General features: G+C 55.7%; 1 protein-coding gene. It reads left to right on the forward strand.

What is annotated here, in order from left to right; translation table 11 throughout:
- On the forward strand, positions 1-741 hold a 741-nt coding region (locus FYC48_RS22230), incomplete at both ends, for an IS256 family transposase (RefSeq protein ID WP_149498998.1).

Here is a 741-nt window from a genome sequence, read left to right on the forward strand (position 1 = left end):
TTCCCGTTTCCCAGGGACGTGTCCGTGACAATCACCCTGATCCGGAGAAGCGAGTGACGTTCACTCCGAGCGTGCTTCCGGCTTACCTGCGAAAAACCAAAGCGATCGAAGAATTGATTCCATGGCTTTACCTCAAAGGCGTCTCCACCGGTGACTTCGTCGAAGCGTTGCAGTCGCTCTTCGGAGAGCGGGCGGCCGGTTTCAGCGCCAGCGTCGTTGTTCGGCTGAAAGAGCAATGGAGCCAAGAATATGACCAGTGGAGCAAACGCGATCTGACCGGCAAGCAATACGTTTACGTGTGGGCGGATGGAATCTACGCGAAGGTCCGATTGGAAGATGATGCCAATAAAAAGCAGTGTTTACTGGTCCTGATGGGAGCGACAGCCGACGGTCAAAAGGAGCTCATCGCGGTGCTCGATGGTTACCGGGAAAGCGAACAAAGTTGGACCGAGTTGCTATTGGATCTCAAGCATCGTGGCCTGACGATCGATCCCAAAGTGGCCGTCGGCGATGGTGCCCTTGGATTCTGGGCAGCTCTTCGCAAAGTGTATCCGGCCACCGGCGAGCAACGGTGCTGGGTTCACAAGACAGCCAACGTCCTCAACAAAATGCCCAAGAGCGTTCAGCCGAAGGCCAAGGGCGACCTTCATGAGATCTGGCAAGCAGAGACCAAGGCCGATGCCGAGAAAGCGTTCGACGCGTTCTGCGAAAAATACCAAGCGAAGTACTCCCAGGCATGTG

Origin of the sequence: Roseiconus lacunae (assembly GCF_008312935.1) — a bacterium.
GTDB classification, from domain to species: Bacteria; Planctomycetota; Planctomycetia; order Pirellulales; family Pirellulaceae; genus Stieleria; species Stieleria lacunae.